Source organism: Acidobacteriota bacterium (assembly GCA_003225175.1).
GTDB lineage: Bacteria > Acidobacteriota > Terriglobia > Terriglobales > Acidobacteriaceae > Gp1-AA112.
Window position 1 is genome coordinate 91,493 of sequence record QIBA01000032.1, and the last position, 26,968, is coordinate 118,460.

Annotated in this window: 32 protein-coding genes; 14 read left to right on the top strand and 18 right to left on the bottom strand. The window is 55.9% G+C overall.

The features are described from left to right. Nucleotides 1–310: 310 nt before the first annotated feature. Both DMG62_04140 and DMG62_04145 read left to right on the top strand, forming a co-directional pair. Nucleotides 311–841 (top strand): damage-inducible protein DinB, encoded by a 531-nt coding sequence (locus tag DMG62_04140; GenBank protein PYY24204.1) that lies wholly within the window; start codon nucleotides 311–313, stop codon nucleotides 839–841. 299 nt (nucleotides 842–1,140) lie between these two features. Further along, nucleotides 1,141–3,402 carry a glycoside hydrolase family 92 protein gene (locus DMG62_04145; GenBank protein PYY24323.1) on the top strand — a complete coding sequence of 754 codons (2,262 nt, stop codon included), beginning with the start codon at nucleotides 1,141–1,143 and terminating at the stop codon, nucleotides 3,400–3,402. Nucleotides 3,403–3,691: 289 nt separating this feature from the next. Here the strand turns inward: DMG62_04145 and DMG62_04150 are convergent, their stop codons facing one another. Next, nucleotides 3,692–3,919, bottom strand: coding sequence for a hypothetical protein (locus DMG62_04150; protein ID PYY24205.1), 228 nt, complete (start codon nucleotides 3,917–3,919; stop codon nucleotides 3,692–3,694). A gap of 121 nt (nucleotides 3,920–4,040) precedes the next feature. Between DMG62_04150 and DMG62_04155 the strand changes: the two genes are divergently transcribed. Next, complete coding sequence (locus DMG62_04155; GenBank protein ID PYY24206.1) at nucleotides 4,041–4,454, top strand: glyoxalase/bleomycin resistance/extradiol dioxygenase family protein; 414 nt, start codon at nucleotides 4,041–4,043, stop codon at nucleotides 4,452–4,454. 3 nt (nucleotides 4,455–4,457) lie between these two features. On the opposite strand, the gene DMG62_04160 is transcribed toward DMG62_04155, so the two are convergent. Both DMG62_04160 and DMG62_04165 read right to left on the bottom strand, forming a co-directional pair. Then, entirely contained in the window at nucleotides 4,458–6,281 is a 1,824-nt protein-coding gene (locus DMG62_04160) for a serine hydrolase (GenBank protein PYY24324.1), read from the bottom strand. Between the two features lie 356 nt (nucleotides 6,282–6,637). Next, nucleotides 6,638–7,141 carry a hypothetical protein gene (locus DMG62_04165; protein ID PYY24207.1) on the bottom strand — a complete coding sequence of 168 codons (504 nt, stop codon included), beginning with the start codon at nucleotides 7,139–7,141 and terminating at the stop codon, nucleotides 6,638–6,640. A 239-nt stretch (nucleotides 7,142–7,380) separates the two neighbouring features. Here DMG62_04165 and DMG62_04170 point away from each other — a divergent pair, with 239 nt between their 5' ends. After that, a complete protein-coding gene (locus tag DMG62_04170) occupies nucleotides 7,381–8,124 on the top strand; it encodes a hypothetical protein (protein ID PYY24208.1) in 744 nt (247 codons plus the stop codon). A 212-nt stretch (nucleotides 8,125–8,336) separates the two neighbouring features. Here the strand turns inward: DMG62_04170 and DMG62_04175 are convergent, their stop codons facing one another. Beyond that, nucleotides 8,337–8,657 carry a hypothetical protein gene (locus DMG62_04175; protein PYY24209.1) on the bottom strand — a complete coding sequence of 107 codons (321 nt, stop codon included), beginning with the start codon at nucleotides 8,655–8,657 and terminating at the stop codon, nucleotides 8,337–8,339. A gap of 389 nt (nucleotides 8,658–9,046) precedes the next feature. On the opposite strand from DMG62_04175, the gene DMG62_04180 reads away from it, so the two are divergent. Together DMG62_04180 and DMG62_04185 are read left to right on the top strand one after the other, a co-directional pair. Then, on the top strand, nucleotides 9,047–9,634 hold the full coding sequence (locus DMG62_04180; GenBank protein ID PYY24210.1) for a hypothetical protein: 588 nt from the start codon (nucleotides 9,047–9,049) through the stop codon (nucleotides 9,632–9,634). Further along, nucleotides 9,625–9,894, top strand: a complete 270-nt coding sequence (locus DMG62_04185; protein ID PYY24211.1) for a hypothetical protein — start codon at nucleotides 9,625–9,627, stop codon at nucleotides 9,892–9,894. Before DMG62_04180 ends, DMG62_04185 begins: the two co-directional genes overlap by 10 nt. Nucleotides 9,895–9,954: 60 nt before the next feature. On the opposite strand, the gene DMG62_04190 is transcribed toward DMG62_04185, so the two are convergent. Together DMG62_04190 and DMG62_04195 are read right to left on the bottom strand one after the other, a co-directional pair. Further along, the gene (locus tag DMG62_04190; protein ID PYY24212.1) at nucleotides 9,955–10,890 is read right to left on the bottom strand and encodes a hypothetical protein; all 936 of its coding nucleotides are present in this window, start codon (nucleotides 10,888–10,890) and stop codon (nucleotides 9,955–9,957) included. A 214-nt stretch (nucleotides 10,891–11,104) separates the two neighbouring features. Next, nucleotides 11,105–11,503 carry a hypothetical protein gene (locus tag DMG62_04195; GenBank protein ID PYY24213.1) on the bottom strand — a complete coding sequence of 133 codons (399 nt, stop codon included), beginning with the start codon at nucleotides 11,501–11,503 and terminating at the stop codon, nucleotides 11,105–11,107. A 122-nt stretch (nucleotides 11,504–11,625) separates the two neighbouring features. Between DMG62_04195 and DMG62_04200 the strand changes: the two genes are divergently transcribed. After that, nucleotides 11,626–11,934, top strand: a complete 309-nt coding sequence (locus DMG62_04200) for a hypothetical protein (protein PYY24214.1) — start codon at nucleotides 11,626–11,628, stop codon at nucleotides 11,932–11,934. Beyond that, complete coding sequence (locus tag DMG62_04205; GenBank protein PYY24215.1) at nucleotides 11,825–12,514, top strand: hypothetical protein; 690 nt, start codon at nucleotides 11,825–11,827, stop codon at nucleotides 12,512–12,514. The genes DMG62_04200 and DMG62_04205 overlap by 110 nt, the downstream gene beginning before the upstream one ends. Nucleotides 12,515–12,787: 273 nt before the next feature. On the opposite strand, the gene DMG62_04210 is transcribed toward DMG62_04205, so the two are convergent. Beyond that, a complete protein-coding gene (locus DMG62_04210) occupies nucleotides 12,788–13,798 on the bottom strand; it encodes an amidohydrolase (GenBank protein ID PYY24216.1) in 1,011 nt (336 codons plus the stop codon). 165 nt (nucleotides 13,799–13,963) lie between these two features. Between DMG62_04210 and DMG62_04215 the strand changes: the two genes are divergently transcribed. The 5 genes from DMG62_04215 to DMG62_04235 all read left to right on the top strand — a co-directional run bounded on the left by DMG62_04215 (nucleotide 13,964) and on the right by DMG62_04235 (nucleotide 18,135). Next, nucleotides 13,964–14,320, top strand: coding sequence for a hypothetical protein (locus DMG62_04215; GenBank protein ID PYY24217.1), 357 nt, complete (start codon nucleotides 13,964–13,966; stop codon nucleotides 14,318–14,320). A 105-nt stretch (nucleotides 14,321–14,425) separates the two neighbouring features. Further along, nucleotides 14,426–14,878, top strand: coding sequence for a hypothetical protein (locus tag DMG62_04220; GenBank protein ID PYY24218.1), 453 nt, complete (start codon nucleotides 14,426–14,428; stop codon nucleotides 14,876–14,878). Nucleotides 14,879–14,947: 69 nt separating this feature from the next. Then, entirely contained in the window at nucleotides 14,948–16,459 is a 1,512-nt protein-coding gene (locus DMG62_04225) for a PAS domain-containing sensor histidine kinase (protein PYY24219.1), read from the top strand. A 2-nt stretch (nucleotides 16,460–16,461) separates the two neighbouring features. Next, entirely contained in the window at nucleotides 16,462–16,935 is a 474-nt protein-coding gene (locus tag DMG62_04230; GenBank protein ID PYY24220.1) for a two-component system response regulator, read from the top strand. Between the two features lie 282 nt (nucleotides 16,936–17,217). Next, nucleotides 17,218–18,135, top strand: a complete 918-nt coding sequence (locus DMG62_04235) for a hypothetical protein (protein ID PYY24221.1) — start codon at nucleotides 17,218–17,220, stop codon at nucleotides 18,133–18,135. A 415-nt stretch (nucleotides 18,136–18,550) separates the two neighbouring features. On the opposite strand, the gene DMG62_04240 is transcribed toward DMG62_04235, so the two are convergent. The 6 genes from DMG62_04240 to DMG62_04265 all read right to left on the bottom strand — a co-directional run bounded on the left by DMG62_04240 (nucleotide 18,551) and on the right by DMG62_04265 (nucleotide 22,130). Beyond that, on the bottom strand, nucleotides 18,551–18,853 hold the full coding sequence (locus DMG62_04240; protein PYY24222.1) for a hypothetical protein: 303 nt from the start codon (nucleotides 18,851–18,853) through the stop codon (nucleotides 18,551–18,553). Then, on the bottom strand, nucleotides 18,854–19,096 hold the full coding sequence (locus DMG62_04245) for a hypothetical protein (GenBank protein ID PYY24223.1): 243 nt from the start codon (nucleotides 19,094–19,096) through the stop codon (nucleotides 18,854–18,856). A gap of 158 nt (nucleotides 19,097–19,254) precedes the next feature. Then, nucleotides 19,255–19,590, bottom strand: a complete 336-nt coding sequence (gene cyaY / locus DMG62_04250; GenBank protein PYY24224.1) for an iron donor protein CyaY — start codon at nucleotides 19,588–19,590, stop codon at nucleotides 19,255–19,257. Nucleotides 19,591–19,659: 69 nt separating this feature from the next. Then, nucleotides 19,660–20,667 (bottom strand): hypothetical protein, encoded by a 1,008-nt coding sequence (locus DMG62_04255; protein PYY24225.1) that lies wholly within the window; start codon nucleotides 20,665–20,667, stop codon nucleotides 19,660–19,662. 148 nt (nucleotides 20,668–20,815) lie between these two features. Next, entirely contained in the window at nucleotides 20,816–21,292 is a 477-nt protein-coding gene (locus tag DMG62_04260) for a single-stranded DNA-binding protein (GenBank protein ID PYY24226.1), read from the bottom strand. A gap of 280 nt (nucleotides 21,293–21,572) precedes the next feature. Next, a complete protein-coding gene (locus tag DMG62_04265; protein ID PYY24227.1) occupies nucleotides 21,573–22,130 on the bottom strand; it encodes a hypothetical protein in 558 nt (185 codons plus the stop codon). A gap of 94 nt (nucleotides 22,131–22,224) precedes the next feature. Here DMG62_04265 and DMG62_04270 point away from each other — a divergent pair, with 94 nt between their 5' ends. Further along, on the top strand, nucleotides 22,225–22,527 hold the full coding sequence (locus DMG62_04270) for a hypothetical protein (GenBank protein PYY24228.1): 303 nt from the start codon (nucleotides 22,225–22,227) through the stop codon (nucleotides 22,525–22,527). Between the two features lie 241 nt (nucleotides 22,528–22,768). On the opposite strand, the gene DMG62_04275 is transcribed toward DMG62_04270, so the two are convergent. Genes DMG62_04275 through DMG62_04295 form a run of 5 tightly spaced genes read right to left on the bottom strand, consistent with a single transcriptional unit; the run spans nucleotide 22,769 to nucleotide 26,958 of the window. Beyond that, complete coding sequence (locus DMG62_04275) at nucleotides 22,769–23,194, bottom strand: DUF420 domain-containing protein (protein PYY24229.1); 426 nt, start codon at nucleotides 23,192–23,194, stop codon at nucleotides 22,769–22,771. A gap of 5 nt (nucleotides 23,195–23,199) precedes the next feature. Further along, a complete protein-coding gene (locus DMG62_04280; GenBank protein PYY24230.1) occupies nucleotides 23,200–24,027 on the bottom strand; it encodes a multidrug ABC transporter permease in 828 nt (275 codons plus the stop codon). Next, nucleotides 24,027–25,046 (bottom strand): ABC transporter ATP-binding protein, encoded by a 1,020-nt coding sequence (locus tag DMG62_04285; protein PYY24231.1) that lies wholly within the window; start codon nucleotides 25,044–25,046, stop codon nucleotides 24,027–24,029. Before DMG62_04285 ends, DMG62_04280 begins: the two co-directional genes overlap by 1 nt. Then, nucleotides 25,043–26,005, bottom strand: coding sequence for a protoheme IX farnesyltransferase (cyoE, locus tag DMG62_04290; GenBank protein PYY24232.1), 963 nt, complete (start codon nucleotides 26,003–26,005; stop codon nucleotides 25,043–25,045). Before cyoE ends, DMG62_04285 begins: the two co-directional genes overlap by 4 nt. Beyond that, the gene (locus DMG62_04295; GenBank protein PYY24233.1) at nucleotides 26,002–26,958 is read right to left on the bottom strand and encodes a hypothetical protein; all 957 of its coding nucleotides are present in this window, start codon (nucleotides 26,956–26,958) and stop codon (nucleotides 26,002–26,004) included. Before DMG62_04295 ends, cyoE begins: the two co-directional genes overlap by 4 nt. Nucleotides 26,959–26,968: the final 10 nt, after the last annotated feature.

The following is a 26,968-nucleotide window of genomic DNA, read 5'->3' on the forward strand; positions in this document are numbered from 1 at the left end:
AGATCGTGATGAAAGCTGCTCCTTTTGCCTGAGCCCCTTTCACGATCGTGCTTCAAAGACAAGTTAGGTCTCCGGCCATTAGGATCACGAAGAACTACCATCCACTCTTGGCGCGTTCTCGGGGAACGTAATGGAGAGCTTCCTGCAAAGAAACTAGCATCTTGTCGAACTCATAGCACCGGATGACAATTGAACGATCCTCATTCTTGGAACTTCGAATCAAATCAACTCATTATGTTGCTCGCGACCATTTTGCTCCGTTCACAAGGTAGATAAAATTATTACGCAGGATTGAATCAAAGAGGAATCCGTGACCAACGACGAAACCAACTCTCTCCTCGATTATCACTACTGGGCGCGCGATCGCATGCTCGCTGCCCTCGATTCGCTCTCGCCTGAGCAATTCGCCGAGCCGATGGAAAGCAGCTTCAAATCGATTCGCGATACCGTGGTGCACATCATGGGCGCCGAAATGGTCTGGTACTCCCGCTGGCGTGGAAGTCCGCAGGGAATGCCTAGAAGTGACTCTTTTGGAGATGTCGCGGCGCTGCGTTCTGCCTGGCGCGAGTTGGAATCCGCTGTGCGCGTCTTTTTTCAGGAGCTGGGCGCTGAGCGACTCGAGACACGGCTGGAGTACAGATCCCTCAAAGGGGAACTGCATTTGTCTTCGTTCGAGCAGATGCTTCGGCACGTGGTAAATCACGCCAGTTATCATCGCGGACAAGTGACGACCATGCTGCGCCAGGTCGGCGCCAAACCACCTGAGAGCACGGACTTAATTAACTACTATCGAACACTGGAGAAGACTCAGGGTGCTGCCACTCCCGGAGGGGTTGCGTGACTCCATCATCACGCCATTCCTCTGGACACTGCCATGCCTCGGGCCGGTGCGAAAATGTGTATCTGCCCACGAAGCAAAGCGGCCCGGGGGATCTGCTGTTTCTTGACGCTATGAAACATAGATTCCCGCGCCGCAACAGCCGATTCTCAGAGCGGTATACCGCGTCGCGGCGGCCCGGGATGACAGCGTCAAAGGAAGCCCCCACGACGCTGTATTCAATTTTGCTATCCTGACAGGCCGAATCTTCTGACTGTCACAGGCAAAAATTGAATAATCTTCATCGCCACTCTTCACATTCGATTCCAGCATTCCTCGTAGTCATCTGCTCGCTTCTCTCGACCTTCACTTTCGCACAAACAAACGAAGCCGCTTCACCTCCGACGCGCACGAGCGCGGTCGACTGGGTGAACCCATACATCGGCGCTGCGGGCGCGGGAAGCGACTATGGTGGAACCATGCCGCTGGTCACTACGCCGTTTGGCATGACGAATTGGACGCCGCAGACTCGGCAAAACAAGATCAGCGTCACCTCATACCATTACGACGATACGACCATTTCGGGATTCATCGGCACACACCAGCCCGCGATCTGGATGGGAGACTTCGGCTACGTAACCATTGTGCCGGAAGTGGATGACATCAAGACGACTCCTGAACAACGCAAGCTGAAGTTCAGCCGCGACGATGAGCGCACCACTCCGTACTACTACTCCGTAGTGCTGGATGCCGGGCAGTCGCGGAAAATCCACGCCGAATTAACCGCTACTGATCACTGCGGCTATCTCCGATTTACCTTCCCTGCCGATACTCGCGGCAGCGTTTTAGTGGAGGCGACTCGGCCGAACATCGCCGGTTCGGTCGAAGTAAGCATCGATCGCAAAGAGATCAGCGGTTTTAATCCTCATCGCATGGACGCTCACCTCGGTCCCTTCGCGCTTCCGAACTTCAAGGGGTACTTCGTAGTGCAATTCCGCGATTCGTGGACGGAGAGCGGCACATACCACGGCTCCGACGTGCGCGGAGATCGCATTTCCGTCTCAGGGAGCAACGTCGGTGCTTATGCGACGTTCCGCGCTAGAGAGGAGAAAGTTGTTGAGGTGCGGGTCGGAACGTCCTTCATCAGCATTGAGCAGGCGCATGCCAATCTGCAGAAAGAGATTCCCAATTGGGATTTCGAAGGCATTCGCGCTGCGCTAAAACAAATTTGGAACCAAAAACTCGGACTGATTTCCATCGATGGAGCGACCGACGATCAGCGCACAGTGTTTTATACCAGCCTCTATCATGCGCTGCTTTACCCGCGGCTCTTCTCCGAATATGGGCGGTACTACAGTGCTTTCGACGATCGCGTCCATAACGGCGTCTCATATACTGCTTTTTCAATTTGGGACACCTTCCGGGCCGAGCACAGCCTGCTCACGCTCCTCGCCCCTGAGCGCGTCCCTGATATGGTGAAGGCACTCCTCCAGGACTACCAAGAGGGCGGATGGATGCCGAAGTGGCCCAATCCGTCCTACACCAACATCATGATTGGCACGCATGCAGATGCAGTGGTCGCCGAAGCCATCAACAAGGGTTTCCGCGGATTCGATTACAACCTCGCGTACCAGGCAGCCTACAAAGACGCCATGACGCCTCCCGACGACGACACCAAGCACAAATGGCTCGATCGCGAGGAGCACACCCCGTACGAGGCTCGCGCCGGACTCAGCTACGCCAAGACTTTGGGCTACGTGCCTGCCGACAAGACCGCCGAAGCGGCGTCTTCAACGCTGGAAGACGCCTACGACGATTACGCCGTAGCACAAATTGCCAAGGCACTCGGCAAGCAGAGCGATTATGAGTTCTTCATGAATCGCTCGCATAATTACGAGCTGCTATTTAATACCAAAACAGGATTCATGCAGGCCCGTAATTCCGACGGTAGCTGGGCCGATCCTGGAGTGGGCTGGACTGAAGGCGATACGTGGGTCTACACCTGGTCGCCAATGCACGATGTTCCCGGACTGATGAAGCTCATGGGAAGTCCGGAAGTCTTCAATCGCAAGCTGGACGAGCATTTCGCCGCCGGCCACAACAAGCACGACAACGAGCCCAGTCATCACTACGGATACCTGTATGACTTCAGCGGACAGCCTTGGAAGACGCAGGCCAAAGTCCGTGAAATTGCCGCTCAAGCGTATTCGAATACGCCGGTTGGAATTTTGGGGAACGAAGATTGCGGTCAGATGTCGGCCTGGTACATCTTTACTACGATGGGCTTTTACCCGCTAAATCCAGTCTCCGGCGAGTATATGATCGGAAGCCCGCTGTTTCAGAAGGTTGCGCTGAGTCTGCCCGGAGGGAAAACCTTCGTAATCACGGCGCATGGCAATTCGCCGCAAAGCCTATATATCCAGTCGGCGAAGCTCAATGGAAAGCCCCTGACGATACCGATGCTCCATTTTGAGGACATTCAACATGGAGGTAACCTCGAGTTCGAAATGGGCCAAACCCCGTCAAAATGGGCGAGCGATTGGCATCCTGCACCATTGCCGCGATTTCAGAACCGCCCGCAGTAGCGGATATGTGAGCGCCAGAAATCAAAAGCACTCTAGCCGAATCAACACGTTACCGTTAGTTGTTAATTGCAATGTTGTTTCCGGGTAACGCGAGTAATCGGTGAATTTGCGCGGGTAATCTTGTTGGCCCTCATGGCTCCGGATACGCTCTAAATGCTGACAAGGAGTGTGCCAGCAATGAGCGTCGCCGTCGTCATAGCCGCGGTTTTGGCAGTGTCGTCCATCCTTCACCGCCGCTCTCCAGACCGATAGACTTGTTGCTACTCGTGGCGCAAAGCCATAATGGGATTCACCCTGGCACTCCGCCGCGCCGGTAACATGCGACTAGCGCGACCAGCGTTAACGCAGCCGAGACCGTAAAGTACATCAGTGGATCGGAGCCGCTCACTACCAGGAACTTGCCCACGAGCTTGGCGCTGGCGAGTGCGCAAATTAATCCAAGCACGAGACCAGCGCACACTATGATTACTCCTTGCCGTATCACAAGGCCAAGAATCGAGCTGGGCCGAGCCCCCACCTAACGGGAGCAGCAGAACAGCCAGGCAGGGAAGTGCTTCTCCCTCATACGCAGGTTGACGTGGAAGAGTTCAACCTATTACAGATAAGCATGATTTTTCTGTCGTAAAGAGGCAGCAATCATGAGCCCATTGCCAACAGACGCAAAGACAGCTATCACTTTCATCCGTACAGTTCCAATTCTGCGCATCTTCTCCGTCGAAAAGGCGAAAGAATTTTACCGTGGCTTTCTTGGGTTTTCCGTCGACTGGGAGCACACGTTCGAGCCTGGCATGCCGGTGTACATGCAAGTCTCACGCGCGGGATTACAGCTGCATCTCAGCGAGCACCATGGCGATGGCTCGCCTGGCGTGCATATTCACGTGGAGATGACCGGAGTCGACGAATTCCACGCCGAAGTCACTGCAAAAGGGTATCCATATCTCTGCCCCGGAGTGCAGGACGAGTTCTATGGCGCACGCGCGATGCACGTGACTGATCCATTCGGCAATCGGATCAGTTTTAACCAATTCAAAGAGGCTCGCGAGTCCGTCTAATCTTCATTTCGAAGACACGGTCAGCGACGCTTCCGTGAACGTGTACTCATGCTGCCCGTCTCGGATGATCAGCGCGCGCTTGCCATTCTTCTCCGCTTTCACGAATTCAAAGCCGTCATTTGTTGGATCAATAGTGATGAACGATATCGTTCCATCATCATTTTTCCGCGTTGCAATCGTGCTCTTCCACTCGCCAAAGTCGAAAGTAGTTTTGCCGCCCTTGGCTGAAACGGCGATTTCGCCAAGGTCCTTGCTGTAATACTTCATCGCCAGTTGGGAGACGAGCGATGCATCTGCCGGCACCACAAGTCGTTCACGTTCTTTCGCGAGAACTGCCCTGTATCGCGCCGCCTGTGCTTTGACGTCTCCTACCGCTTCGGGCTTGCCATCGAAGAGGACTTCGAGCAGCCGCCTTCTGAAAGGACCTAGCATCATTCCGCCGTTATCGGAATTTGTGAGCAGCACAGCTCCTACTCCAGAATCAGGCAGGAAATCGATATCGCTCTTGTAACCGGCCATGCTGCCGCCATGATGAACGATGGGGACGCCGTATTTGCTGTCGACCATCAAGCCCATCCCGTAATAATGATCTTCACCCACATCGACCTGGCGCGCGCGCCGTGCCAGCAGATTTTCCGCCGAGACGAGCTGCTTGCCATTCGGCAGCTTTCCGAGAGAGAGCTCCAGTTGGACGTAGCGAATCAGATCAGCAGCCGAGGTCCAGACTCCGCCCGCCGGACGGTGCGGCATTACGGAATAATCGAATGCGATATCGGCGACCGCCGGCTTTCCGTCGACATCATCGCCGTGCGGACTGGCATGATTGCCTTTCAGCGCCTTCGCCATATCGAACGTCGTCGATTTCATCCCCAAAGGATCGAAGATCGCTTTCTGCATGGCAGCGTCGTACGCAGCCCCGAGTTCCATATTGGGATACACAATATGCGCGCCAATGTACCCGGCGGCCGATGCCATTAGATTGCTGTACTGAAATACCTCGCCATATTTGGTAGTGGGTTGCATGGTGCCGAGCAGAGCAAGTGACGACTCCGGCGTGGCTTGCTTGAATTCGAAGATCCATTCCAGATCCTGCCGCGGCATTCCAGTGCAAGCACAGATCAAATTCTTGACAAGTACCTTCCTGGTCGTCTCTGGATTGCCAAGTTTGAAGCTCGGATAAACGTCAATGACAGGCTCATCCCATCGTAGCTTTTTCTCATCCACGAGCTCTGAAAGCAGCAGTGTGGTCATGCCTTTCGTATTCGAAGCCGCCATGAAGAGCGTGTTCTCATCCACGCGCTCGGGCTTTCCCAGCTCACGCACTCCGAGGCCACCCTGATAGACGATCTTGCCGCCCTCGATCAGCGCCAGAGACGCGCCAGGGATTCCCAACGTCTTCATTGAATCTTCCACGAACGCTTTGATCTCAGCGATTTTTGCGTCATCCAGTGGATGAGCCTTACGTCCAGCGAAGGATTCACGTTGATAGCCCTTGGGACGTAGGCTCTGAATGATCAGTCCAATTGGCGCGCCGCGTTTTCCAAAAGTTGGTTCGCTTCCGTCGAGGATCACCGCCGTCCATGTGCTGCCCGCTCGTAGCGCAATCGCCTGCACAACCGCGCGTTCGTTGGGAGAAGTCTCGTAGTCAAACACCTGCCGGTCCTCCCACCCCTCGCGTGGTGGGCGCGCTGTAACGACCTTGACCGGCCACTTGTGATCTGGCTTGTACGCCCCCCAGGCGGCCGCGACTGCAGCTGCCGCATCGGTGGCCTGGGTATCCACGATCGCTATATGAGTGTCCGGCTCGGGAGGCTGAAGGATGACTATATTCTTGCCCGTCATGATCGACCAGCCGGCAGGGACCGTGAAGCTCGCTCCGGCTGCGGTGACGCGCGGCGTATCAGCCGTTAACTGCTCCGGCGCCGATCTGGCTTCCGCCGCCGGTGCAGCGGTTTGCATTGCGGAGCCGAACATCCCGCTTTGAGTGAGTGCGGTAAGAAGAAGTAAGGAGAGAACAGCCAGGCGACGGATCGTCATGTGAACCACCACAATGAGGGATGTGGAAATGGCGCACGCAACGATACACTGATCGCGGCGAATTTGTAAAAACCACCCAGGAAGCTCCCTGTGGAACGTAAGGCATTCCACAATGGGAGGGCCGCCAGAGCTTTGCGGCCCCTAGTTCATGAGCGCTTGCGCGTGATGGATCGCATTGTGCGAAGGGCGGTTCTCGTTAGCGGGTGGAATCTCCAATCCTGCTTCTCCCCGAAACCCTGCTTGCGGATTTCCAAGAGGGCGTTTTCGAGGCGCCGGCACTCAGCAGGGCCCATGTGGATGAACCGGAAAGCTTGCGCAGGAGGTGTCCCTCGGTCTGCGGGTCCAAGGAACTCGACGGCGCTGCTGATTCTTCCGGATACGGCCACCAGTGTAAGATCGGCAATCGTTCCCTTGGCCACTGGCCTTCCTAAGCGCACAGTACCTCCGGTGGCGGACAGCTTGCACAGGATGCCTGTCATTTGCTGGGCACCAAGAGCAACCAGCGCCCGTTCCTTGTTTGGAACGATAACGCGGGGAGCGCGTATCGAATCGCGATGCTGATCTGCAATGTTGTGCATTGCGAAAGCATTCCATTCAGGACGAATTCGATCAACATTACCAAAGCCGACCGCGGATTCGCATTTGGCCACAGTCCTGTCCTGCGGAATGGACCGTTAGTGGTCATAGAGATAGCGGCGAGCACATCGCTACCTGACCAAAGACTTATGGACCTCGCAACCGTCTACCATTCCCCGGCGTAACCTCGCTCCAAAGCGGCTATCCGAGTGTTGACGGTCCAGTGGGACTTGAATCTAACTTTTCGGCTGCAGTGGGAAGCGCCGACAAACATCAACCGCGCGCGTTATGAGAGCGCAGTAATGGCGGGGGGATAAGTAGGCGGAGTACAGTTGACAGTGTGCTGCAAGCTGTAAGGTTTTCTCTGCGACAGCCGCGGAAGGCGCCGGGATTCACCGCAGTTGTGATAGCCACCCTGGCACTTGGAATTGGAGCAAACACCGCCGTCTTCAGCGTGATGGATGCCGTACTTTTGCGCGCGCTTCCAGTCCGCGATTCCCAGCAGCTTGTCTATCTGCACACCTCAGTTTTCCCCGGCGGACAAACCGGATACGGCGACACCTCGATGCGCATGCAGGTCTATGAAGCGCTGCGGAACGAAAAGCGCATTTTCTCGGATCTAATGGCATGGGTTCCTCTTTCCACCAGCGGAGGTGTTCCCGCGCGCATTGGTTCCGAGCCGGAAGAGCTTAAGGCCGACATGGTCAGCGGTAATTTCTTTTCGGGATTGGGAGTGAGGGCTGGCCGAGGTCGAATCTTCGATCCTTCCGACGAAAAACAACATGCTCAAATCGCCATCCTGAGCTACGACTTCTGGACACGGCGCTTCGGACGCAGTCCCGCTGTGCTCGGCCAGACTCTCTTTATTAAGGGAGTGCCGTTCAGCATCGTAGGAATCGCTGCGCCAGGGTTCGTGGGACTCCATCGCGGCAGCTCAACCGACGTCTGGGTCCCATTCCAGATCAGCGACGACGTCAAGCCTTGGGGCGTCTCACGCACGTCGACTGCAAGGGGCAACGAAGCCATCTTTACGGCGCAAAGTGGTGGTTCCTGCTGACAGTTGGACGGCTGCAGGCGGGAGTCAGTAAAGAACAAGCAGCCGCGTATCTGAATCCCATCTTCCGGCAAGCAGCTTATGAAGGGCTCTCCGCAGACGATCTCGAAGGGTACGATAAACCTCCAACCCTCTCCCTCAGCGACACGCGTGGTATGGAAGGAATGCGCGAGACATACGAACAGCCTTTAAGAATCCTGATGGGCATGGTAGTTCTAGTGCTCGTGATCGCCAGCGGAAATGTCGCGATGTTGCTGGTTGCGCGAAACGCAGCGCGACAACGAGAGTTCAGCCTGCGCATGGCCCTTGGCGGCGGACACGCGCATATTCCTGCAACTATTCGCGGAGAGCTTTTTGCTGGTTGCCACTGGTGCCGCTTTGGGATGGCTGTTCGCAATCTGGGCAACCGGAGCCCTCGCCAGATGGTCGCTGCTGGATCGCAGCCTCGCTCCGAATACGACAGTACTGCTTTTCACTTTGGGAATCTCGGTAGTCGTGGCGCTCATTTTCGGTCTGGTGCCGTTCCGCAGTGCCATGCGAGTGCCGATCGGCCTGGCCTTGAAAACCTCGAGCGCGACCTCCTACCAGGACCGGAAATCTCATCGCAGCGCGCAGCTCGTCGTAGCCCTGCAGATGTCTATGTGCCTCGTGCTGCTCGTCGGAGCCGGTCTGCTGGTGCGGACACTGCACAACCTCGAAACGTTAAACCTAGGTCTTCGCCCTTCGGGATTGCTTGTATTTGGACTAACGCCGCAGCAGCAGATACACAACGATGCCGAAGGCATTGGCTTTTTTCAGGCGCTGATCGCACGAATCCGGGCGCTACCCGGAGTGGAATCGGCGACCCTCATGCGCCAGAGGCTTGGCGTTGGCTGGAGCAGCAACACGAGTGTTTATGTAGACGGCCAAAAGCCGAAAGTCAGTGATGGGTCACGCATGCGATGGAACAGCGTCGGCTCCGACTTCTTTCACACTCTCGCCGTTCCTATACCTCGGGCGCGACATCAGCGATGCCGATACTTCCGAAGCTCCCAAGGTCGTGGTTGTGAATCAGACCTTCGCTAAGCGCTATCTTCCCGATTCGATCGCGCTTGGGCACATTGTGTCATTCGGGCATAATCCCGACTCGAAGCGCTACACAATCGTGGGAGTGGCTGCCGATAGCAAGTACACAAGCGTACGTGAAGAAATGATTCCCATGGCATATTTCCCGTTCACACAAGTGCCGGGAACGATGTCCATGCAGGTTGAACTTCGGACAGCGGGAGATTCTGCCGCGCTCCTGCCGACGGTGCGGTCGGCAGTGAATGAGTTCGCGCCCGACCTCGCCCTCCTCGAACCGAAACTGCAGGAGGAGCAGTTTGCAGAATCACTATCTCAAGACCGTTTGTTCGCCAGGCTAGCTATCTTCTTCGGTGTGCTTGCAGTAGTACTCGTAGCCACCGGACTCTACGCGACGCTGGCATACAAAGTCGTGCGACGCACGCCTGAGATCGGCGTCGCATGGCCGTAGGCGCGCAACAGCACGAGGTGCTGTGGATGATCATTCGCGAAAGCCTCATGCTGTGTCTCTTGGGAACGCTTCTAGGCCTGCCTATCGCGTTAGCCGGCGCACGCTTCCTGAAAGCCATGCTTTTCGGCTTAGAGCCAGGAGATCCCATCAGCGTCATCATGCCGTTGCTGGGCATTGCGGCGATTGCCGTGGCAGCAAGCTTCGTTCCCGCGCGTCGTGCCTCGTTGCTGAATCCAATTGTGGCGTTGCGATGCGAATAGTCAGTGGGCCCTTGGCAAACAGCAGTTGCAGTGCATCGCGGAGCTAGCCGCCCGATTTTATCAATGCGCCGGAGCGTGGCCGATGCGAATGCCAAGACTGAATGCAAAGCTATCCAGCTTTTGCCGTGCGCTGCGATCGTAGGTGAAGCCGAGATCCATACGACGGCCGAGGTCTGCGTTCAGACCAGTAGTAAAGCCGTTATCTTCCGTGAATCCATTTCCTATAGCCGCAGCAACCTGCTCGTAGATCGGCGCAGACTTTCCTTTCCCACTAGAGGAGACAGAACCCGTTCCGCGATTGAATTCCTGGCTGTAGAGCTTCTGCAGTCCGAGCGGCAGATTCTCATAACCTGCAAGCTCAAGATTTAACCGTTTGCCGAGCGGAAGTCCGAGCCCCGCCTTGTAGTGCGAGAGCACGCCCAGCGTTGTATACGGACGCTTCACCATATTGACGAGCGCATTAGAGTTAGCAATTCCCAAATCGAGAAGTGGAGAAAAATGCCCAAGGTCGAACTCCACATGGTTGTTGAAATCGGCAGTTGCACGACCAGTGCTGAGCCCGAGCGATGTATCACCCGTAGGCGCGGTGCCCGTTACGGTGACCACGTACTTGATTACCGGAGTCGGCGTCGCGAATCTCAACCCAAAGCGCATGTCGCCGATCGCGTTGTAGCCGGAGTTCGGAGTGAATTGCGTAGTCGTGCCACCCGTCTGTGTGGTGGTAGTCGTGCCATTGAAGAGCGGCTGATTGTAAGCGAGATAGAACGGCGCTCCCAGGGAGATGCCGAAAACCTTGTTGAAGTTATAGCTGACGGTCGAATCAATAATGCTCGACCAGTTGGCGGAGGAGTCATAGCTTTGCGACAGCGTCGTGTAAGAACTGAAGCCCCGGTCCGGCATACGCAGCGTCAAGGACGCTGGCGTGGATTGGGCGAAGGACGCCGAAGCTCCAATCATCAGCAATACGAGTGCGAACACACAATTCCGCTTCAACATAGGTTAAGGTTCCTTTTCGGGATTCACGCCTGGGGGAGATGATGCTCCAGCAATTATGGCGGTAAAATGCGCGACGGATGAACGCAACCACGTATCAGCGCATTACGAAAGGGAAATCATTGCAACGCACTAGCGGGGACGAGCTGATCCCCACGGACATCGAGCGTGTCCGAACTCTTTCGCTGGGCCGTCGTCTCCGGTTCCGTCTACTTGTTCAGTGCTGTTGCTGGGCGGCGATCTCGGCAAAGACGACTACATGTCCTGCAGGATCCTTCACTCCAATTTCGGTGGCTCCGTAGAAGGTTGTGCGCACAGGAAGCACGACATTCGCGTTCTTGGTTGCTGCGATAAACGGTTCGAGTTCCTCAACTTCCATATACAGGAATGCGCGGCCTCCTTCGATCTCACCTGCGATCGTGGGAGCATCCTTCCTTGCACTGGCAAAGCTCTGATACATAACTTCGCAATTGTCCTTTTGCAGGATTACGAATCCAAGACGATCCCCATCCGGCACTTCCACCGTCTTCTGAAATCCGAAGCGCTCAGTCCAGAATTCTGCGCACGGTTCAATCTCATCCACGTATAGCACGGGCGTGAGTTTCTTGATGTGCATATAGTTGCGAGCTCCTAAGCTGCTGAGCTTCTAAGCCTCGAGCTGGCGTGGGCAGCCGATGAGAAGCTTGCATTGCCCGCCTAGTCTAAATTAGACTACTACAAAAACAGTACAGGAGCTGTATGGCCGCGTCAATTGAAATCTCATCCCTTAAACGAGCGGGCAATTTGCAGGACCTGATCTCCGTTGGTCCTGCGACGCTGCGCGATTTCGAGCTGCTGGGAATCCGCAGCGTTGCTCAGCTTGCCAAGTCCAATCCGAGCAAGATGTACCGACGTCTATGTGAGTTGACCGGAGAGACACAGGACATTTGCTGCCTCGATGTCTTTCAGGCCGCCGTCGCGCAAGCGCGCAGTCCACGATTGGCGCCAGAAAAGTCTGTATGGTGGTACTGGAGCCGCAAGCGGAAGGCGAGGCGTGGCAAAGCGTAAGCGCAAGCTGGACCTCACAACTGCAGACCTGGTCGTGCTGAGCCTGTTCTCGGAACGGCCGATGCATGGCTATGAAGCAAATCTCGAATTGGAACGCCGCGAAATCCGGGACTGGGCAGGAATCTCAAGACCGCAGGTGTACTACAGCTTAGACAAATTGCAGAGCTTGGGATTTCTGCGAACGAAGGCAACGAAGAAACCCGCCGCGGGTCCGGAGCGCAACGTCCTCGCCGCGACCGCCGATGGACGAGCCGCCCTCGCTGACGCTCTTGAGCGCGAAGACTGGACCACACAGCGCGAACGGCCCCCGTTTCTCACCTGGGTCGCTCTCTCGTGGCTGGCACGCCCGGGGGTCTTCGAAGGACAGATCCAGCGCAGAAGAAATTTCCTGGAATCAGAGCTAATGCGCGAAAAAGAAGTATTGCACTCCGTGCTAAGCGAATTGGGGCACCCGTATCACGAGGCGGTCTGGATGCTGAAGCTAATACTCGAGCAGTTCAAAACGGAACTTCGTTGGCTGGACAAGGTTGAGCAAGAGCTGCAGCATCGTGGGCCAGCGCGGAATCCAGAGACAGGATGAAGTCCCTCAAAGTGAATGGAGCCTAGGTCACGAGCGCCGAAGGCGGGCCATTCCTCTTCCGTTTTGGTCCATGGACTTCGGGCTGGCGTCCTAAGAGCCGACAATGTTCTTGCACGCTGAACCCATGGCTCACGCCGATGGGCTACGAGAATGCCGCGCCCTCGGCGTTCACTTCCGGCGACTGGGATCACGTACTTTGATTGTGCGCCGTGTCCTTATAAACCATTCCGCCCTTCATCACAAACGCCACCCGCCGCACGCCCCTAATATCCTTCAGCGGATCGCCCTGAAGGGCGACAATATCTGCCTGACTCCACATTCGCGCACGCGCTCGACAAACTCTTCAGCGTTTCGTCCATGCATGCCGGCCACCGCGTCCGTGCCGAAGACGATTTTCAATTCGGGAGTCTTTGCGGCTCGCCGCATTACATCATGGTTCATTGGAATGATCTGCTCCATGGGGGCAAAACCGTCGAGTGTGGGAGGGAAGTAGGGCGTGCCGACAAACTTTTCCTTGTTCTCCAGATAATTCTTCAGAAGCAGCCCAGCCTGAGGATCGAAGTATGTCCCTTTTTGGGCCATCAGCTTCAGATCGTCGTCCGTGGCTCCGAGGCCGTGCTCGACCTGGGTACATCCGGCAACGGTTGAAGCGCGGACCGCGTCGCGGTAAGCATGCACCAGCGTGCGCAGGCCGAGCTTCTTCCCCTCGTCGCAAGCGGCGTTCAGTTGCTCCTGCGAAAGTGTCATGCCATTCTGACGCATGCCGCCGGAAGCAAATATCTTGATCAGGTCCGCTCCCGCTTGCTTCTGTTTGCGCACCCAGGCACGTATCTCGTCCGGAGTCCCTGTCTTTTCGCCCTGGCCCATGAGCGGCTCAAGCGAGGTGATGATTCGCGGGCCGGGTAATTGGCCTTTCGCGATGCAGTCCCGTAATGGAGCGTCGAGCGCCGAGCCCACGCTCTGCACTGTGGTGAAGCCGGCCATCAGCGTGGCCCATGCGTTCGCCGCGGTTTGATACACAGCCTCCTGCGTAGTGCCTCCGCTGTTTACGTTTCTTCCGTCGGGACCGAAGCTCCAGCTGATGTGCACGTGCGAGTCGATCCATCCCGGCAGGACAGTCAACCCGCGCAGATCGTAATCCACTGGTGCGGCGTTGGGATCAATGGCAACAATCTTCGGGCCCTCAACGACGATGCGCGTGTCGTGCAGCACATGTCCTTTGCCATCGAGAACCGTGCTGGCGGCGATTACGACGCGTTTTGGTGACGCAGTCTGTGACGCCATTTGCTGTCCAAAAGCGGAGGCGCTGAATACACAGAGTAGACAACCAATGCCCCCGAAACGGATTCTTTCATAGTCTTCCGCAGCCACGTGCGTGCGAAGTCATGGCAAGCGCGCGCCGTAGGCGGCCGAGCTCGTGTAAACATATAAGTTACACTTCAACCGCCAATGAACCAGGATTTCGGAAAACGCTCAACGGTTCTCTTTCTCGATGATGATCCACAGCACTTCAAGCTGTACCAGTCGGTCATTGAGCGAGGACCATTTGATGACGATTTGAGGACCATTAATGTCGTCCCGGTCTTCCTTGGAAATGGGTCACTAAAGATGCCGGAGGCGACTCATGATGTGGTCGCTCTGGATTACCGGCTCAAGGCTTCCCTCTCAGCGGTTCAAATAGCGAAACAGCTGAAGTCCAAGTTCCCGAAAACCGCCATTCTTATCCTTTCGGAGCTGGACTGGCCATCTGATGACATTGGTCCCTACTCATCGGCATTTGTCAGTAAGGTGACCCGGAAAAACTGATCAGCACGCTTGTGAAGCTCACTGCCGTGGATCACATTTCAGCAACACCAAAGAGCTTGCAGCCATCCCATAGGGGGCGCCCGCCATCTGCCCGGCAGAGATACAATGTTTGCTTTGCTCGGAGGCGGTGTGCGCAAGAAGATGCTGGTGATCGAGGACGAGAAGATCGACGCGCTCGGCATCGGGCGAGTGCTCAAGAAGGAATTTCCCAACGTAGCGCTCGAAGTGGTAACTAACGGGGAACAGGCGCTGGATTGGATTCAGCGTTTTCGTCCCGATCCCGAGGAAAGCGTGTTTCTCGTGCTTATGGATCTGACCATGCCACGCATGAGCGGCCTGGATCTAATCTCCGAATTTAAGAGACACGCTCAACTGCATTCGACGCCGATTGTGATTCTCAGTGGCAGTGACAGTCCGTCAGCAATAAGTTCGGCTTACGGTTTGGGAGCTTGTGGGTACCTGGTAAAACCCAGCACATCAGCGGAGATGAGCGATCTACTCAGCAAGACTCTCAATTACTGGTTGAATGCAAACCGACTTCCAGCGGAGCCTGCTTAATCCGGCATTTTGCTTGAGAGTAGCTGATCCGATGTGGTCGCCTGACCACAAATTTGCAACTTCGAGGTTATGTTGGCTTCAATACGTCGCACTTCAGTTACACCTGAAACGACACTCCACTCCGAACACGTCTTCCGCACGCTTGTAGATTCGGTAAAGGATTACGCGATCTTCCTCTTAACTCCCGAAGGAGATGTCGCCTCCTGGAATCCCGGCGCCGAACGAATCAAGGGTTACAAAACAGCCGAGATCATCGGTAAAAACTTCAGACTCTTCTATCCGCCTGACGATCTAGTCACGGACAAGCCAGGACACGAACTCAAGGTCGCTGCCGAAGTGGGAAGCTTCGAAGATGAAGGCTGGCGCTTACGAAAAGATGGCAGCCGCTTCTGGGCCAACGTCATCATCACCCGGATTCTCGATGAGAGCGGGAGGCTGATTGGCTTTGGCAAGATCACGCGCGACCTCACCGATCGCAGGGAAGTGGAGCTGCAATACCGCCGGCTCATTGAAGGTATTACCGATTACGCAATCTACTCCGTTGATCCGGAGGGCAGGGTTACCAGTTGGAACTCCGGCGCAAAGCGGTTAAAGGGCTATGAGGCTGAGGAGGTCATCGGCCAGAACTTCTCGAAGTTCTACACTCCGGAGGATGTAGCTGCAAATCTGCCGGCACAGGTGCTTGAGACCGCCGCTCGAGACGGACACTATGAGGCCGAGGGCTGGCGTGTGCGCAAAAACGGCCAGCGATTCTGGTCGAGCGTTGCGATCACACCGATTCGGGACGAAGCTGGTACTCTCGTCGGCTTTTCCAAAATCACCCGCGACGTCACCGATCGCAAGGCTCTTGTCCACCAACTTCAGCAGCACTCCAAAGAGCTCGAACTCAGAGTCAAAGAGCGCGAGCAGACGAATGCTGAGCTGGAAGCGTTCAGCTACTCCGTCTCGCACGACTTGCGTGCGCCGCTCAGAGCCATCGAAGGATTCGCCGATATCATGCTCCAGGATTTCGCCGGCGAGCTGCCGGACGAGGTCAAAGAATCGCTCCGGCACATCGTCACAGCAACCATGAGAATGAACCGGCTGATTCAGGATCTGCTTACTTACAGCCGCCTCTCCCGAATCGAATTCAAGTTGGAAGCAGTCAACGTGAGGTCTGTAGTCTCGGATGCCTGTAACGAATTGGACAGGGATGCGCGCTCAAGGGTGTCCGTCTCAGCAAATCCTGCCTTAGCGATACGAGCATACAAGCCGATTCTGCGGCAGGTGATTTCCAATCTGCTGACGAATGCGGTGAAATTTACCCAGCCGGAAACTCCGCCCTCTGTCACAATACATGCCTGCAGGCGTGGCGACTATGTAAGCATTGAAGTCACGGATCAGGGAATCGGAATTGCGCCCCAACACCAGGAGCGGATATTCCAGGTTTTCGAGAGACTGCACAATGCGGAAGAGTATCCCGGCACCGGGATTGGCCTCGCTATTGTGCGGCGGGGAATTATTCGCATGGGCGGCACTGTGAGTCTTCGATCCGAAATGGGAAAAGGCAGCACCTTTGAAATCCGGCTTCCTTCGGCGTGAATATGTCTGCGCAACGTAACATTTTGCTGATTGAGGATGAAGCTAGTGACGCCCTGCTTATTAAACGGGCGTTTGAGAAGGCGGGCTTCGACTTCAAGTTCTGGCGGCTCAAGCATGGTGAAGAGGCGATCAATTATCTCAGTGGCGTTTCGCCCTTCGACGATCGTGAGACTCACCCCTTACCCGACGTCATTCTCCTTGATATCAAACTCCCCCGCCGCACCGGCTTTGAAGTACTGGAGTGGCTTCGATCACAACCCCCCGGCCTAAGCCGCATTCCGGTTGTGATGCTGACCTCCTCCCGCCATTCGGTCGATGTGAACCGCGCCTATGATCTCCGCGCAAACGGCTATCTCACCAAGCCCGACACTGCCCACCAGCTCCAGGAAATGATGATGGATTTTAAGAAGTACTGGCTGCACTGGAACGAGCAGCCGGAGGCGCGCGCCGAAGTTGATCAGTATCGCCTGCGCTAGGGCAGGTTCCGTGGAATGTAGTGCTGCTCCGATCATGTGAAGCGCTCATCGTCTGCTGCCGGGGCGGTACTGATTTGGGTCACACAATTCCCGCCTTGAATTCCACAACTCAATTCAGCTACTCTGTCCCGCAACTTGGCTGGCGCGATTGCTTCGCTGGCGTTCCCGTCCGATCAGGTCGTTCGTTGCCTCTCTTCTTTTCTATTTATGCGGCTTCTTCTCACGAGCTGGTTTGCTCCCGTAAGAGGCACATCCCTTTTAGGTCCCTGGAGGCTCCACTGTATGAAGTTCCGTTCCGTTTTGGTACAAACCCTGTCGGCGGCAGTCCTCGTGGCCGTTGCGTTAATCAATCCGTGCAGCCTAACCGCTCAGGATCGCAGACAAGTCGATAAGCTGGAAGCAAGACCGACCCACGAACCGCCGATGATGGGTATTCACTGGGCGCGGGAGTTCGCTCACGCTGCTCGTTCCCACCGCAGCCCGGACATGAGCTGGCACAACGGCGCGATCATGAACTCGTCCTTCGTGACCGCAATTTACTGGGGCACAACCTGGACCTCTGCGAATCCGAAGATCTCAGGCTTAGAGTCGTTTTACCTCGGCTTCAGCGGCTCGAATTACGCCAAGACCTCTGACGAATACAACGGCAGCAACGGGCAGGTTGGGCCCAACAATTCATATGGTGGCTACGTGATTGATACCACCGCTGCCACGGGAGGAAACCAGGTCTCGCCGATCCTTGCAGAAGTCTGCAAGGTGGTACCGAATCCAGCTGCAGATGGATACTACCCGGTCTACACCGACATCAAGCGAGGCAACGCCGGATACTGTGCCTGGCACAGTTATGGGAGCTGTGGAGGAACCCCGGTACAGATTGCCTTCTTCTTTGACCTCGACAGCGATTCTGGCTGCGATCCTCAAGACCGTTCGGGGCGCCATTCACAGGGGCTCGCAGCACTAGCCAACGTGAGTGCCCACGAACTCTCCGAAGCGAGAACCGATCCGCGCAACGGCGGCTGGTACGACGCTTCCGGAAATGAAAATGGCGACAAATGCGCGTGGACCTTCAACGTACCTTTAGTGACATTTACTAACGGGTCCGAGTGGAAACTTCAAGGGGAGTGGTCAAACCATGCCTACGACACAGGGACCGGCTACCCGAACAGCTCAGGCCAGCGCGGATGCCTCGATGGGCACTGATTCAGAGTAAAGAACGAAGCGCCGGGCGCCCTCGCCCGGTTTTTTTTTGTTTTCGTACGAAAATCTCAGAAACCTGCCAAGGTCTGCAGACTTGCGGTGTCTATTTCTTTGAGCGGCGGCATCCCTGGACCGCTCTTATAACCCTGTGCGTCCTCATGCTCATATGCCATTCCATTTCAGGAAACTGAAGAAGCAATTCCAAAATAGCAATGTTCTGTGTTGCTGGAAACCCGAGACTCTAGTCGGGGAAAGCGACGGCTTCAGCCTCGCGAACGCTACTGATTGTTCACTTCTCCCGATTGCGCGATGAACGTGGTCCCAGCGAGCGCCGCATTTGCGGTTGCTCGAGTGGAGGCGATCCGATCACCCGATCCCTGCCACCCGTGCACTGTCGGCAATGGTACTACTTCTTTGATCATCGATTCTCTGCCACATATAGATGATCGCTCTCCGCGTTGTACAACCGGTTCAAACGTGCGCGATAGTTCTCAAATGAAACCTGCGCCGCAAGCTCGATCAACTGTTCCTCCGAGAATTGATTGCGCAGCCTGGCATAGAGTTCGTCCGACACGTTCGCCGGAGTATTGGTGAGCGCATCCGCAAGCTCAATCACCATCCGTTCCACGTCGTTGAAGCCGCTAAGATCTTCACCAAGTATGGCCGCCAGCTTGGCGTCGCTGAGTCCTGCTTTTCTGCCCACGGCAGAGTTGATGTCCACTCAAAACGGACAGCCAATCCGTGATGCGGCTCGCACTTTGCTCAACTGCGTATAGCGCAAGGAGACACGCCGCTTTCTGCTCAGTCCGGCCTCCATGCCGATGCTGCCCCACACCACTCCAGGCACACGCATCTGGATCTTTGCCGGCGTGAGATCCCGCCCAAACATCTTCCTCATTGCTCCGTAAAACCAGCGCAAATGCCAGGGCGCCTGATTTTTCTCGAGACCTGCAATTCGTGGCATCCGTATTTCCGTCCATGACAAAAGGATTACAACAGATAAGGATACGAGAGTCGGCCCCGTGCATATTTGGGACGATTAACAAGGCTGGCACAGAACAGCTTCGCGCTGCATGCAAGACCAAGACGGGCTGCCGCGATTGCTTGTTCATTGCTCTGAGACTAGGACAAGGACACCGCCTCTTCCCCGAGTTGTTCGTTGACTAGTCTTCCGACGAGCGGTTTGAGCCGTTCGCCGGTTTTTTCCAGGACAAAGTCATTTTCGGTTTCGGACCAGTCCAGTTTGAAACTCGTGGAGAGAGCTGAGATCCATATCTGGCGAACTGGGGTGTTGGGAGTAATGACGAACTTCGCGGGTGGTTCCTCGAAGACGACGTTCAGGACGCCATTCTGTTCTTCGACTTCAATCGCGGCCTCGTCTTCGGCTGCGATCAAGCTCTTTTTCAGGTCTTCTACGGCCACATCGGCCTTGCGACGGAAATCGAGTTCGTCGAGCATGGGGACATTATAGGTGGTGGATGTTGTTGGTGTCGGTGGCCGTGGACCCATTCGCTACCGCGAATGGTTCTATCCGCCAGCGCGCTGTGCTGTTTCGGTCTTGCCTCCGCAGTCGGCGATGCCGCGTTCGATGGCTGTTCCTTCCTCGTAGTCGTTCCAGGTAACGATCATGAGGAACGGTAGCGGGCGATCGGCGGGGAAGTAGCGGCGGTGAAGGTTGAGGGAGTCTTCGAGGGTTTTGCCGCAGCGGGCGTCCATCTTGCGGCCTTGGCCCCATTCCGCTTTGGAGTCGTCGAAGCCAGGCCATGCGGCGCCTACTGCGATCTTCTCGGTTTGTTTCGACATTCTGCTGTAGAAGTCCTCGAGATAGCTGCGGCCCCAGTTGCTCCCGTCTTTGACCCATCCCTTTTTTCCCGGTGAAACCCAGGCGTAGTAGCCGTCGAAGGCGCCCCAATCTTTTGCGTCTTGATCCTCATAAAGGAGAATGGGCGGATGCTCCCATCCATCCACGGCCTGCTTCACCCGCTTCCAGTCTGTGTCTCCCGATTTGGGAAAGACGAAGATCATGGGACGGCCGTCGTAGGACAGATAAGCACCCGCAGGCATTGAGGACTTCGGGCCGATGTAGTGCTCGTATGCGTATTGCAGATCGGAGATTGCTTGTTGGGTGGCGCGGCTGGGATCGTCCACGCTTTCGTCGTACATGATGGCCGTCTTGAATCCATGTTCAGATGAAACTCGTTGCAGCGCGGCGTAGCTGCGGTCCTCGAAGTCGTGTGAGGGTCCATACCAGTTCACGACGAACGCTTTGATGTTGAGGTCTTTCGCGTGCTCGACCTGCTGGGCAAGAACGTTCGAATCTTGCGAGTTGTACCCGACGTCGATGTGTCCAGAACGTCCGAACCATGGCTGATACGCAGCGATGATCTGCGGACTGCCTTCAGGTGCGGAGAATTCTGATCGCAGCGTGCGAGCGATATCAGTGCGATGCGAACCGGCGCATCCTGAGAGATTCAGGAGAACTATAGTGCCGACAAAAAGACAGAAACGCTGAATAGCTCCGAAAGAAACTTGCATATAAGAGACAAGGATTTTCCGATGAAAAAATTGAGCAAAAGCTCAAATGATTGGATGAAAATCCAGCAGATTACGTTGGATCAGAGCTGCTGCAGCCGATTGAGAGCATGGTAGAGACGCAGCATGCTACGTCTCTACTAGAGGCTGGTTAGAAAGGAATATCTTCGTCTTGAATCTGGGTGGCGTGGGCTGGCTCCTCGTGATGTTGCTGGCTCTGGTCGAGGTTGCCACCGCTGGCGGTGGCGCCGCGGGAGTATCCGCGGGATGCGCCTTCGGCGTCAGGTTCGCCGCGTCCGCTAAGCAAAACGAGATCGTTGGCGATGATCTCCGTTTTGTATTTTTTCTGTCCAGTCTCTTTGTCGTCCCAGGAGCTGGTTTGGAGGCGTCCTTCGATGTAGACCTTGGAACCTTTCTTTACGTACTCGCCGACAATCTCGGCGAGCCTCTGCCAGGCAACGACGTTGTGCCATTCAGTGCGTTCCTGCCACTGCCCGCTCTTGTCCTTGTAGCCCTCGTTCGTCGCGAGTGTGAACTTGGCGACGGGCGTGCCGGTTGACGTGTACTTGACTTCGGGATCTTTTCCCAGATTTCCCACGAGGATCACTTTGTTAACGCTCTTGGCCATGCCGCTGCTCCGGTACGAAAGAAGTGCGGTCAATATAACAAACGCCCAGGAAATTCACCATCGGCGCGATTTGTTATTCCGAACCGCCGCTGTTTGGCGGTGAAGGGAATCTCTACGGACTTCCAAACTGCCGAATTGATTCGAGATTCCTTGCGTGGGAGGTGTGTCAGTTAACAAAAACCAAGGGCCAACCTCTAGCACCTGCCGGCATAGTGGCAGTCGGTGGGGATTCCTCGCCGCCAAACGGCAGCGGTTTTGAATGACACACTGTTGGGCGAGCCTAATCCGTCGCCGTCACCTTTATATTGTCTACGTACACGTGATACGGAGTGCTGCTGGCGTTCAGATCCACCTGGAATCCTGCCGTGAACTCGAGGCGAGTGCCGGTGGCTGTCGCTTGATGGCTAATGTTTGCGCCCATCGTGTTACCGTCGACGGTGAGGGAATCATGAATCGCCTGCGTCCCTGCCGCATGGAATACCGCAGAAATGTGATGCCATGTATCAGGGGCAAAGCGCTGTAGCGGGATTCCTGTGCCTTCCCATTCCTTCGTCGTGTAGTTGAAGACGCGCCAGGTGTTGCTGGCATAGTCAGCCTGCCAGGCGAAGTTGTACGTATTGCCGTTGGTGGTCTGCTGGGCCTCGAATTCGATTGCTTGAGGAGCGCTTGCATACTGCCCGGGCACGAACATGTCAAAATCGTAGCGCAAGTAGCTGACCGGATTGGGAATCGTTGGCTGCTCGATGAAGTAGTAGCCGCCCGTGTACGCTGGGCCTCCATTTACGTAAAAGTCAGCTGCAGACCCGCTCAGACTGGGATTCGAAACACCCTGGGTCATATGATAGTCGGGCCCCTGTCCGACGCCGCCGATATTGCCACAGCCGCCGCAGGTCTGCCATCCAGGCTGAGTTTGCAGACTGCCGTAGACGATTGTGCCAGCGGGATCCGCGCCGGCAGGCGTTGGCGGAACCGTGATCGGTGTAGGTGGAGTCGTCGGGGCAGAGTTCGACGCGGTCGTGCCCGGCGTTGAAGCGGAAGACGAGCTGCTGGAATTCGATCCGGAGCTGGAATTTGAGTTAATGCTGCTATTGGCGCTTCCGGCTGAGAAAGGCTTTGCCGATCCGGAGCCACAACCCACAATTGAGCCAACCGCAATCGCGGCCGCGCTGAATTTGATTAAAACCTTAGAAAATTGCACCGTAAACTCCTGCCAGTTCGGGAACGCAACTGACTGAATTCACGGTAGGTTTCGATCTACTCTCGCTACATCGGCGTAGGACTCTAGGGACTTGCGGAAAAACTCTTAGGCACGTCTAGGTGATTCCTCTAACACAAAAGAGTCAGTGGAGTCATGAAATTTGAGGGTCATCGATAGGATTCCAGACACGCCGGGCGAGGCGCCTGCACCGCGAGGCGTAGCTATTCAACGGAGCATCCGTGCCCTTGCCCGGCGAAGGCTTGCGATGGCCAACGCCTTCAGACGAATAGCTTGTAGAGCATCAGGTAGACAATCACGCCGGTGACTGACACATACATCCAAATGGGATATGTCCAACGCGCGAGTCGACGGTGACGGTCAAATCTGTTGGTCAGTGCGAAGATGAGTGTGATGAAAATCATTGGTACTACCAGTGCCGCGAGCACAGTGTGCGAAATCAGGATGGAAAAGTACAGCGGACGCGACCATCCTCTGCCTCGGAAGTGCACCGACCCCACATGAAAGTGATAGTAGAGGTAACAGCCGAAAAAAACGGAAGAGGTCACGAAGGCAGCGATCATGGTTGCGCGATGCCTGGCCACGACGCCGCGCTTGATGAAGTTGTGTCCGATGGTGAGCAAGATTGCGGTGGTGCCGTTCAGCGTGGCATCGAGTGGCGGGAAGATGCTGTAGTCGATCTGCAATCAGTTCAGGCCGCAGGTTGGGTTGTTCTGCGGTTTACCATCACGAACGCTGCGCAGAAGATTGCGACGGTAAATATCGCCAGAATCAGAAGGGAAGTTCCCAGCGAGAACTGGTTCATCGCAGCAGTAGCGGGGAAGAGGGCTGTGCGTAGCACGTCGAGTCCGTAGGTCAGGGGATTTAATCGCATTATCCAGCGAATCCATCCAGAGGCTCCGTTTACGGGGAAGAGCGCGCCTGAGAGCAGCCACAACGGAATCAGCAATAAATTGACGATTGCGTGAAAAGCCTGCGCCGATTCCATTCGCCAGGCCAGCGCGAATCCCAACGCGGTGAGCGCGAATGCCATCGAAAACACTGAGAGAACCACCAGGAGGAAATCAGACACTCCGATGTGCACGCCAAGCGCCGGCGCAAAGATTAGAAAGATCAATCCCTGAACCGCAGAGAGAGTCGTGCCTCCCAGAACTTTGCCCAGAACAATAACTGAGCGGCTTACGGGAGCTACGAGGACGGACGAGAGAAATCCTCGATCGCGGTCTTCGATCACCGACATCATGGTGAAGATGGAAGTAAACAGCACGATCATGAGCAGGGCGCCGGGGAAGAAGTATTGCAGGTAATGTTGATCGCCCGCTCCCGATCGATAAGACGTACCAAACCCTGATCCAATCACTAGCCAGAAGACCAGTGGAGAGAGAATTACTCCAACGACTCGGCTCTTTTGGCGATAGAAGCGGACGATCTCACGTCGCCAAAGAGAAACGATAGGCAGCAAGAGGTTCGACTTCTGGCTTCTCGTCAGGAGCGGAAATGTTGTGGCGGTTTGCGACATTATCTGTTCCGGATGCTCAACCCGTCCGCTACCGCGGACGGTTCTGTCCAGAAGCGGTGCCCAGTCCGTTTTACGAACACGTCTTCTAACGTGGGTCGACTCACGTTGATCGAACGAATCTCTCCCGGAAAGGCTTCCATTACATCAGCGGCGAAGCGATGTCCCTGGACTCGTTCCAGGCGAACTGTGTTTTCCTGAATTGAGCATGCGATGCCAAATCGATGCAGGATCCGCTCAGCCAGCCTTTCCGGATCTTCTGCTTCGAACTGAATCACATCGCCGCCGATCTCAGACTTCAATTCTGCGGGAGTTCCCAGTCCAACGAGTCTGCCCTGATTGAGAATGGCGAGGCGGTTGCAGCGCTCCGCCTCCTCCATCAGGTGAGTGGTCACAAGAATGGTTACACCTTCTCGTTCCCGCAGGCTGTCCAAGTACAACCACAAATCGCGACGCGCACCTGGATCGAGTCCCGTTGTGGGTTCGTCGAGGAGCAGAACCGATGGCCGATGCATCAGCCCTTTGGCTAGTTCGGCGCGCCGCTGCATACCTCCGGAGAGAGTTTCTACTAGATCCTTCGCTCGCTCAGGCAGTCCGACACGCTCCAGCATCTCGCTGATTCGACGCTTGAGCTGCGCTCCGCTCAGTCCGTACAGATGGCCCTGGTGCATCAGATTCTCGGCGGCAGTGAGCTTCACATCTACGCTCTGCGCTTGCGCTACCACACCGATTCTGCGACGCACTTCATTGGGCTGAATCACGGGATCGAAGCCGGCAATTCGTGTGCGCCCACTGCTCGGAACCATAAGCGTTGTCAGGATGCGGAAGAGCGTTGTCTTGCCGCTGCCATTCGGGCCGAGCAGGCCGAAGATCTCTGCTTGCCGAACCTCGAGCGAGATATCGTCCAGGGCGACACGGCTTCCATAATGATGGCCAAGCGATTCAACTTGAATCGCGGGACTGGCAATGATCTGAGTCTCCTCGTACGCAGAAAGCAAGGCCGAATTGGGACTGCTCTTCATCGCGCAACCCGGGAGTTGATCATCATGAGCGCGAACAGGGCGGGGAGGTAGAGCACGCTAGCACGGAGGAGCCCGCGAGCGAGCTTGCCCGATTCACCGGACGGCAAACCTGAGAGAACACGCGCAAAGCGGATAGAAAATACCAGGAATGCGATACCAAAAATGAGTGCACCGACAATATAAGTTCTTGTGACCATGTGCAGATAACCGGGGAAGAGGCTTACCGGTACCAGCATCATCGAATAAGCGAGAACCTCGCGCACGGTGGAGCGTCCATCTTCTTCAACGACCGGCAGCATGCGGATTCCGGCTCGACGGTAGTCTTCACGATAGAGCCAGGCGATTGCGTGGAAGTGCGGAAATTGCCAGAGGAACAAGATTGCGAACAGCACGAGCGCTTCCCACTCGACGCGTCCACGGGCTGCCGTCCAACCGAGAAGTGGAGGCATCGCTCCCGGCAGGGCTCCGATCGTCGTGCAGATCGGCGAGCGCATCTTTAACGGGGTATATACGCCAACGTACGCGGCGGCGGTGAGCACACTGAGAATTCCAGTTAGAACATTGGTAGTAATGGCGAGATAAGCTGCGCCAGCAAGAATGCAGACCATGCCTACTGCGGTCGCCTCAACGACGCCTATGCGTTGTCCCGGAATGGGGCGGCGTCGCGTTCGCTGCATGCGCCCGTCAATTTCGCGCTCGATTACCTGATTCATGGCCGCGGCGCCACCAGAGACTAGTCCGATTCCGAGCATGGCGCATAGGAACTTCCAGGAAAACGCAGGGGTTTGAGCCCGTTGAGCGCCGAGAAAATAACCGGTCCATGCAGTCATTACCACTAGCGACGTCACTCGCATTTTCAAGAGGATCGCGTAATCGCCAAGGCGTGAATACTTGCGCGGACGAAGAGGCGCCGGTCTCAGTTCTGTGGGTGGTGGAACTGCTTGGATAACGGCGCTCATGCGCTTATCGCCTTTCGTGCTATTGAGGACTCGGCGAGGGTTGCAGCATCTTTCACCAAATGTCGACGAACCTGCTCTTCCAGCACAAAACTGGTGGCCAGCAGCAGGGCTCCGATGGCTACATGGGTGACTGTGGTACTCACCATGCTTGGCAGAGGCTGCACCGCATTCTTGCCCCACACGACGCGCGTTAAGTACGCTGCGAATCCGAATCCGAGCTGGATCAGAAGCAGCGCAATCATGATCATAGCCGGCCGTCTAAGGGCGGCGATTTGACCGTGACGGCTCAGTACGCGAACGGCAGTCCAGGCCACGATTCCTGATGTGAGAACTGCGTTTATCAAATGGGGAAGAATGCTCATTCCCGAATGTCGAAAAGCCGCCCCCAGGAAGAGCTGCAGATATACAGCACAGATCGCGAGAACCGCCAAGGTACGTGTAGCCGGAGTGCCGTCATCAGCAAATTTCGCCGGGGACGATTCGATCCAACCCCGTCCAGTGAAGACAGCCAACAGCACGGCAATCGAGAAGAAAGTTTGTCCCAACGCTGCGTGAGCGCTCGATACGTACCAGGGCAGGAACATCAGCACAGTGAGTCCGCCAAGCGCGCCCTGGGCGACCACTGTTCCGATCGCCGCGAGACTCAAATTGTGAAGCCATTTCCGCGTATCCATCAAAAACGCTGCCACACAAAAGAGAATTGTAAGTAGACCGACGCCCTCGGCGATCATCCGATGCGTGTGCTCAAACTTCACGCCGCCAACCATTGGCGGGATTTTGTAAATAGAGCCGAACGACGTCGGCCAATCGGGGACCGAGAGGCCAGCATCCTCGCTGGTAACAAGTGCGCCAGCGACGATCAGAACAAAAATGCAGCAGGATAGGGCGATTGCAAAGCGGTGAAGACCGCTATGAAACCGGTTGGAGATAGCTCGTACGACTTCAGACCTCACGCGCTCTGCG